This is a genomic window from Streptomyces flavofungini (assembly GCF_041028215.1).
Taxonomy (GTDB): Bacteria; Actinomycetota; Actinomycetes; order Streptomycetales; family Streptomycetaceae; genus Streptomyces; species Streptomyces flavofungini_B.
In genome coordinates this window covers 1-7199 of sequence record NZ_JASKYR010000480.1, presented here as the reverse complement: position 1 = coordinate 7199, position 7199 = coordinate 1, and the positions used below count along the sequence as shown (strand labels likewise).

The following is a 7199-nucleotide window of genomic DNA, read 5'->3' as shown; positions in this document are numbered from 1 at the left end:
GTGGTGCGCACCCACCCGGAGACCGGGCGGCGGATGCTCTTCGTGAACACCTCCTTCACCACCCACATCGTCGGCATGGACCGCGACGAGAGCGACCGGCTCCTGAGCTTCCTGGTGCGCCAGGCCCATGTGCCGGAGTACCAGGTGCGCTTCCACTGGCAGGCGGGCGACATCGCCTTCTGGGACAACCGCGCCACCCAGCACTACGCGGTCGACGACTACGCGCCGCACCGCCGGGTCGCCGAACGCGTCGCGATCACGGGCGACCGCCCGTTCTGATCACCGCGCGGGCGCGGCCGACCGCCAGCGGAGCTCGCCGTCATGGACCTCGTCCGTGGCGGTGAGACCGGCCGCCGCGGCGACGGCCGCCGACGCCGCGTGGTCCGGACGGATGTGTGCGATCACCGTGCGCACGTCCTGTCCGGCCAGCCACTCCACCAGGCCCCGCGCCGCCTCCTTGGCGATGCCGCGCCCCTGCCAGGCGGTTCCGACCACCCAGGCGATCTCCGCCACGGGCCCGGACGCGCCGGGTACGACCGTGGCCTGGACGGTGCCGGTCAGCGGGGCGTGCGCCTCCCGGCCGAGGCGGACGACCCAGTTGCACCAGGAGACGCCGGGTTCGGGGGAGCCCGCGAGCATGCGCAGGTAGCGGGCGCGGAGCGCGACGGCGTCGTCGGGGGCGCCGCCGATGAAGGTGTGCAGCGCGGGATCCGCCAGTACGACGGCCATGTCGTCGGCGTGTTCGACACGGAGCGGCAGGAGGTCGAGGCGGGCCGTGCGGATCCTGGCGGGCTCGATGAGGCGGCCGGAGGGCGGAGTGGGCATGCGCGCATTGTGCCCCGGCCGGTCTTGACCGGCGATCATGGGGTTCATAGCCTCACGGCATCCGAACCGTGCGCCGGAGCCACGAGCCACGAGCCGGAGCCACGAGCCGGAATCGCAAGCCGGAGCCGCAAGCCGGAGCCACGAGCCGAGTCTGCCGAGGTCCTGCCGCTATGCCGACCCCACCGACCCCACCGCCCGCGTCGACCCCGTCCGCCGGAGCCCTCGACGGGCTCAGGGTGCTCGATCTGTCCCGGGTCCTCGCGGGCCCCTACTGCGCACAGCTGCTCGCCGACCACGGCGCCGACGTCATCAAGGTGGAACCGCCCGCCGGTGACGAGACCCGGGGCTGGGGGCCGCCGTTCGTCGCCCCGGACACCTCCGCGTACTACCGCAATCTCAACCGCGCCAAGAAGAACATCGTCGTGGACCTGTCCGCGCCCGAGGGACGGGACATCCTCGGCACGCTGCTGGCCGGGACGGACGTCCTGGTCGAGAACTTCAAGGCGGGCACCCTCGCCAAGTGGGGCCACGCCGACGAGGAACTGCGGCGCCGCTTCCCCGCGCTCATCCACTGCCGGATCACCGGCTTCGGCACGGACGGACCGCTCGGCGGACAGCCGGGCTACGACGCGGTGCTCCAGGCCTACGGCGGCCTGATGAGCGTCAACGGCGAGCAGGACGGGCCGCCGCTGCGTGTGGGCGTACCCGTCGTCGACCAGGTCACCGGCATCCTCGCCTTCTCCGGCATCCTGCTCGCCCTGCACGAACGGCACCGTTCCGGACTCGGCCAGCTCATCGACTGCACCCTCCTGGACACCGCCGTCAGCCTCCTCCACCCGCACTCGGCCTCCTACCTCGCCGACGGCACCGTCCCCCGCCGCACCGGCTCCGCGCACCCCTCCATCGCGCCCTACGACGCCTTCGGCGCGGCCGACGGCCCGGTGTTCATCGCGGTCGGCAACGACCGGCAGTTCGGCGCGCTCACCGAGGTGCTCGGCCTGCCCGGCCTCGCGGACGACCCGCGCTTTCGCACCAACCCCGACCGGGTGCGCCACCAGGCGGAGTTGCGCGCCGCGCTGGAGGGCGCCGTCGCCGGGCGTTCGCGTGCCGGACTGACCGCGCGGCTCACCGCGCGCGGCATCCCCGCCGCGCCCGTGCACGACGTCGCGGAGGCGCTGACGTCCGCTCAGGTGCGCCACCGGGGCCTGGTCGTCGAGGGCGGTGACTACCGGGGGCTCGCTTCGCCCGTATCGCTGTCCCGCACTCCGGCGCGGGTGCGGCCAGAGGTGCGTGGCGCGGGGGCGGACACGCGGGAGGTCCTCGCGGCGGCGGGCCTCGGCGAGGAGGCCATCGACGGGGCGGTCGAGCGCGGCACGGTACGCGTCGCGGCACCGGCACCGGCACCTGCACCGGCACCCGCTCCGAGCTGCGACGAGGCTTGATTGTCAGTGGCGGGTGCGAAGGTGAGCCGCATGAACCCTCTGCTTCTCACCGACATCGAGGCGGCCGTGCGCGAGAGTTGGGGCGCCGACACCACCACGCCGGAGCACCGGCCGAGCTGGACCGCCGAGAACCCGGCCAGGGACCAGTGCGGCGTCACGGCCCTGGTCCTGCACGACCTGATCGGCGGTGACCTGTTGCGCGGCGAGGTCCATGTCGACGGCGTCCGGACGGACTTCCACTGGTGGAACCGGATCGGAGGCGACTTCGAGATCGACCTCACCCGCGAGCAGTTCGCGCCCGAAGAGGTGGTGACCGAAGGGACGGTCGTCGTCAGGCCGGAGCGGATCAACCGCCTGCGCGAGGAGTATGAGCTGCTGCGCTCCCGGGTGCTGCGAAGACTCGACGAGACGGCGGCGCGCCGCGGGCGGTGAGCGACACTACGGCCCCCGGTGCCCGAAGGCACCGGGGGCCGACCCGCGTCCCGGCTCGCTTCCCCCACGAAAGGTCACCGGAACTTCCCTGAGTGTGGATCAGGGTCTTTCGGTCCCGTCAGAAGGCCAGCGCGGCACCCTCCCCGAGACCCGCATTCATCTCGCACCGGTTGGCGAAGGTGGCGGACCAGTTGACGTGCTTGCCGTACCAGACGCCGGTGACGGAGACCGTGACGGGCTGCCACTCCCTGGTACAGACGACGTCGGACGAGTCCCGCACGAGCTGGGCGAACTGCCCGCCGGTCTTGGTCAGTTCGGCACACGCGGCCGCGGCCGCGGGGTGCGTTCCGCCGGGGCGCGGCGCGCAGGTCAGCGTCACGGCGCGCTCGACCGCCGCGGAGGTGGCGTCCTCGCCCTGGCCGACCGTGAGCACCAGGGCGGACGGCGCGTAGAGGCTCGTGGGCTTGGGGGCCTCGGCCTGCGCGGTGCCTGATGTCGCGGCGAGGACGCAGGTCGCCGCCGCCACGGCTGCTCCCGCGATCCTGAGGGTGCGACGCATGGTGGGCTCTCCTTTGTTCGATGCGGGTGGTGCCCGCGGTCAGGTGGTGACTGCGGTCAGGTGCTGACTGCGGTGAGGAGTCTTGCCTGTGCGGAGAGTGAGTGCCACACGGATGGTCGATTTCCGGATGAAGGCGTTCGCTGAGCGGTGCATGAACGGCTGTTCGGGCAGCTCAGGGCCGGTGGAGGGATCACCTTCCGCCTGTCCAGCATGTGGACAGACGGCAGTGGTATAAACGCCGACGACCTTCTGACCAGCGGCGTTGTGAAAATGGTTCTTGCTTCGACCATCGCCAACGACCGGAAATGATCGCCGATGACGAACTCGCCGTTAAGACGGGCCGATGTCCCGGGTTGCCGCAGATGTCCCGTGGGCGTACGGATTGGCCGCCGCGCCCTCGGTGCTGATCAGTACGACGGCCGAGGCGGGGCCGATGGCCAGGGCGGCCCCGCGTTCGACGCCGCCCTCGCCGGTCAGGGCGGCGCGGACCCCGGCGAGCGGCGCGGCACCGCACGGCCCTGACGAGACACCGAGCGCCGCGAGATCGCGTACGGCCGCCGCGCTGTCGGCGTCGGTCACGGCGACCGCCGCGTCCAACCCGTCGCGCAGCGGGGGCCAGGCGAGCGCGGACGGCGAGCCGCAGTTGAGCCCCGCCATGGCCGTGACGCCGGTCGGCACGCTGCTGAGCCGCCCCGCGCGCAGGCTGGAGAGCACACAGGCGGCGCCCTCGGGCTCCACCGAGAGCAGCGCGGGGGGAGCGCTCCGCCGGTCGGCCGCCGCCGGGAAGCGGCTGCGGTAGTGCGTCACCGCGGCCTGCGCGAGCGACCCCACACCGACGGGGACCGCGACCAGCGAGGGCATGCGGACACCGGACGCGGCCAGTTGGGCGTCGAGCTCGGTGAACAGCGTGGCGTACCCCTCGACGATGAGGGCCGGGATCTCCTCGTAGCCCTCCCACGCCATGTCCTGGATGAGTACGGCGTCCGGCGCCTCCGCCGCCCGCGCGGCCGCGTCCACCGCCGCGTCGTAGGACCCGGGCACCGCAGTGACCTCGGCGCCCTCCGCCTCGATGGCGCGCACCGCGGCCGGATGCACACCGTCGGGCACGAAGACGTGTGCGCGCCGCCCCCGTTGCCGTGCCACGCGGGCCACCGCCCGGCCGTGGTTGCCGTCCGTGGCGGTCACCAGGCGCAGCGGCGGCGCGCCGCGCCCCGGCGCCCCGTTCCGTTCGTGCCGCGCGAGGACGCGGTGGATCGCCCAGGACGCGCCGAGGGCCTTGAACGCGGGGAGGCCGAGCCGGGTCGACTCGTCCTTGACGAAGACCCGCGCCACGCCCAGCTCCGCAGCGAGCGCGGGCAGCTCGTGCAGGGCGGTGGGCGCGTACCCGGGCAGCGCGGTGTGGAAGTCCCAGGCGTCCGACGGAAGCGGGGGACACGTCCACGACCGTGCGGCGGGCCGCGCGTACCAGGGGAGAGGGGAGGGGGAACCGGCCGCGGGGTCACTCGCTCGATCGATCACGGGACCAGGGTGCGGCGCCCCGTACCTCCCGGTCCAGGGACGCCCGCCGGTCAGCCCCGCGAGAAGGCCAGCACGGCCGCCAGGTTCATGGGCCGCCGCGTGGAGAGGTAGACGTACGGGGCGCCGCCGTAGGAGTTCCGCAGCTCGATGCGGAGGGCCGTGGGGATGTAGGAGCGCAGCAGGAGCAGCGCGTACGGGTTGGCCCTGGCCGTCCGCCACTCGAAGGCCTCGCGTTCGTCGAGGATCTCCGTGGCGCCGAGCGCCTCGATCGGGATCTTCCGGCCGCCGACGACCAGGGAGCCGGGCGTGACGAGGATGCGCACCCTGCCGTGCGCGTACACGATCGCCGCCGACACGGCCATGCCGGTCGCCGCCGCTGTCACCGCCGCGACGGCGCCGAACGGGATCGCCGCGAGCGCGAGACCGGCCCCGCCCAGCGCGACCAGCGCCCACCAGGAGCGGGGGACGCTCAGCCGCTCTTCGTAGATGTGCATGACCGAATCCTGGCAGGGGCGTCCGCGGGGCGCGGCGGAGGGTTCCCCGCACGGCGTGCCACCCCTGACAGCCTCGCTCTTCTCACGCCTCCACCAGGCAACGCGACGTCACCTTCCGTCGTCTGTCAAGGGGCAGGAGGGGCACCGCAGTTCGACCGGGGGCCCCGAGCAAAGTGAGATCAGGAGGAACACTTGAGACGTGTCCCACGCATGGCGGCCACGGGATTGGCGGTGCTCGCGCTCGCGGCGTCGGCCCCGGGGGCGGCGCACGCGCTGCCGTCGCCCGGCACCCCGCGACCCGCGTCACCCGTCCCGCCGGGAAGCGACGACGGACTCCCGGAGGGCTGGCGTCTCGCCGGTCAGGGCAACGGCAGGGAACTGGTCTGGGCCGCGGACGAGCCGGTGCCCATGGGCGATGCCCGGGTGGAGTTCTACTCCGGCGACAAGCTGCTCGGCAGGCCGTCGGCCGCGCGGGACCGCCGCTCGTTCCGGCTGCCGCTGAACGGCGAGGGCGTCGGCCCGGCGAAGAAGCTGCGGGTGATGGCCGGAGGGCGCCGCCTGGACGAGGCGGCAGCCGCGCCCGAGTCGCGTGCCCCGCGCCCGGCCGTCCCCGCGGCGCTGCCGCCCGCCAACTCCGTCGACCCGGGGAAGAAGGGCCGCTACGCCACCACCAGCGGTGCATACAAGCTCAAGTCGGTCAGACTCCCCGGCTTCCCTGAGCCGGTGGAGATGCGGGCCGATGTGATCGGGCCCAAGGACGCACCGGGCAAGCGGCCGTTCGTGCTGTTCCTGCACGGCCGCCACTACACCTGCTACGGATCGGGCGAGGACCAGGGCGGCGGCTGGCCCTGCAAGGGCGGCACCAAGCCGGTGCCGAGCCAGGCGGGCTACCACAAGGCCCAGCAGCTCCTGGCCTCGCAGGGATACGTCACCGTGTCCATCGCCGCCAACGGCATCAACGGCCAGGACCACCGCGCCGAGGACGGCGGCGCCCAGGCCCGCTCCTCGCTCGTGCGGCTCCACCTCGGACAGTGGGCCGACTGGGCGAGGCAGCCCGCCGAGGCCCCGGAGGCGGTGCGCGCCGTCGCGCCCGCCGACCTCTCCCGCGTCCTGCTCGTCGGCCACTCGCGCGGCGGCGAGGGCGTCAACAGGGCCGCGCTCGACAGCCTCTATGCGCCGCCCGCCGACCAGGACGGCTACCACGGCCCGACGCGCTGGAAGATACGCGGCAACGTCCTGATAGGCCCCACGGTCTTCGGCCAGAACCCGGTGCCCGACGTGCCCTCCGCCACGATCCTGCCCGGCTGCGACGGCGACGTCTCCGACCTCCAGGGCGAGATCTACGTCGACGGCACGCGCCGGGTGAGCCGGGGCAAGGCCCTGCACAGCGCGGTGTACATGGTGGGCGCCAACCACAACTTCTTCAACAGCGAGTGGACCCCGGGGCAGGCCAAGGCGCCCGCCGACGACGACTTCGGCGACGACTCGGACCCCCTGTGCGCGCCGCGGAAGGACACCCGGCTGACCGCCTCCCAGCAGCAGCGCGCCGGAGCCACGTACATAGCCGCGGCGGCCAGGCTGTTCGTCGCGGGTGACGACCGGGTGCGCCCCCTCCTCGACGGCACGGACCGCCGCGCGCCCTCCGCAGGACCCGCGCGGGTGCTGACCCACGCCGTGGGCGCGCACCGGACGGCCGCTCTCGTGCCGGACGCCTCCACCAAGGTCACGGGCGGCAAGGTCTGCGCCCAGGTGACCCAGGACGCGGCCCGCGCCTGCCTGCCGCCCGAAACGGCGGGCGGCTCACCGCACTTCGCCGCGTGGGACGCCTCCCCGGAGCCCGGTCGTGACGCGGTGTCGATGCGCTGGACGCGTCCTGGTACTCCGGTGCGGATGAGCCCCGCCCGCCCGCTCTCCCTCGCGGGCGCCGAC

9 protein-coding genes are annotated in these 7199 nt (G+C 73.8%); 5 read left to right on the top strand and 4 right to left on the bottom strand.

Going from position 1 to position 7199, the window contains the following annotated elements; translation table 11 throughout:
• Positions 1-279, top strand: a 279-nt coding sequence (locus tag AB8Z36_RS27565) for a TauD/TfdA dioxygenase family protein (RefSeq protein WP_369216084.1), incomplete at its 5' end; no start/stop codon positions are given.
• Here the strand turns inward: AB8Z36_RS27565 and AB8Z36_RS27560 are convergent.
• Entirely contained in the window at positions 280-825 is a 546-nt protein-coding gene (locus tag AB8Z36_RS27560; protein ID WP_369216083.1) for a GNAT family N-acetyltransferase, read from the bottom strand.
• Positions 826-995: 170 nt separating this feature from the next.
• On the opposite strand from AB8Z36_RS27560, the gene AB8Z36_RS27555 reads away from it, so the two are divergent.
• Both AB8Z36_RS27555 and AB8Z36_RS27550 read left to right on the top strand, forming a co-directional pair.
• Positions 996-2267, top strand: a complete 1272-nt coding sequence (locus tag AB8Z36_RS27555; RefSeq protein WP_369216082.1) for a CaiB/BaiF CoA transferase family protein — start codon at positions 996-998, stop codon at positions 2265-2267.
• 30 nt (positions 2268-2297) lie between these two features.
• Positions 2298-2699 (top strand): YunG family protein, encoded by a 402-nt coding sequence (locus tag AB8Z36_RS27550; protein WP_369216081.1) that lies wholly within the window; start codon positions 2298-2300, stop codon positions 2697-2699.
• A gap of 118 nt (positions 2700-2817) precedes the next feature.
• Here AB8Z36_RS27550 and AB8Z36_RS27545 read toward each other — a convergent pair whose 3' ends face one another.
• Positions 2818-3258 carry an SSI family serine proteinase inhibitor gene (locus AB8Z36_RS27545; protein WP_369216080.1) on the bottom strand — a complete coding sequence of 147 codons (441 nt, stop codon included), beginning with the start codon at positions 3256-3258 and terminating at the stop codon, positions 2818-2820.
• Positions 3259-3405: 147 nt separating this feature from the next.
• Here AB8Z36_RS27545 and AB8Z36_RS27540 point away from each other — a divergent pair, with 147 nt between their 5' ends.
• Positions 3406-3567, top strand: coding sequence for a hypothetical protein (locus AB8Z36_RS27540; RefSeq protein WP_369216079.1), 162 nt, complete (start codon positions 3406-3408; stop codon positions 3565-3567).
• A gap of 21 nt (positions 3568-3588) precedes the next feature.
• Here the strand turns inward: AB8Z36_RS27540 and AB8Z36_RS27535 are convergent, their stop codons facing one another.
• Both AB8Z36_RS27535 and AB8Z36_RS27530 read right to left on the bottom strand, forming a co-directional pair.
• Positions 3589-4776 carry a diaminopropionate ammonia-lyase gene (locus tag AB8Z36_RS27535; RefSeq protein WP_440582010.1) on the bottom strand — a complete coding sequence of 396 codons (1188 nt, stop codon included), beginning with the start codon at positions 4774-4776 and terminating at the stop codon, positions 3589-3591.
• Positions 4777-4826: 50 nt separating this feature from the next.
• The gene (locus tag AB8Z36_RS27530) at positions 4827-5270 is read right to left on the bottom strand and encodes a DUF3093 family protein (protein WP_369216078.1); all 444 of its coding nucleotides are present in this window, start codon (positions 5268-5270) and stop codon (positions 4827-4829) included.
• 192 nt (positions 5271-5462) lie between these two features.
• Between AB8Z36_RS27530 and AB8Z36_RS27525 the strand changes: the two genes are divergently transcribed.
• Positions 5463-7199, top strand: a 1737-nt coding sequence (locus AB8Z36_RS27525; protein WP_440582009.1) for an alpha/beta hydrolase family protein, incomplete at its 3' end; no start/stop codon positions are given.

Coding starts and splice junctions, on each gene's coding strand:
- AB8Z36_RS27530 (WP_369216078.1), bottom strand. CDS start 5,270: ATGCACATCTACGAAGAGCGGCTGAGCGTCCCCCGCTCCTGGTGGGCG.
- AB8Z36_RS27555 (WP_369216082.1), top strand. CDS start 996: ATGCCGACCCCACCGACCCCACCGCCCGCGTCGACCCCGTCCGCCGGA.
- AB8Z36_RS27560 (WP_369216083.1), bottom strand. CDS start 825: ATGCCCACTCCGCCCTCCGGCCGCCTCATCGAGCCCGCCAGGATCCGC.
- AB8Z36_RS27545 (WP_369216080.1), bottom strand. CDS start 3,258: ATGCGTCGCACCCTCAGGATCGCGGGAGCAGCCGTGGCGGCGGCGACC.
- AB8Z36_RS27550 (WP_369216081.1), top strand. CDS start 2,298: ATGAACCCTCTGCTTCTCACCGACATCGAGGCGGCCGTGCGCGAGAGT.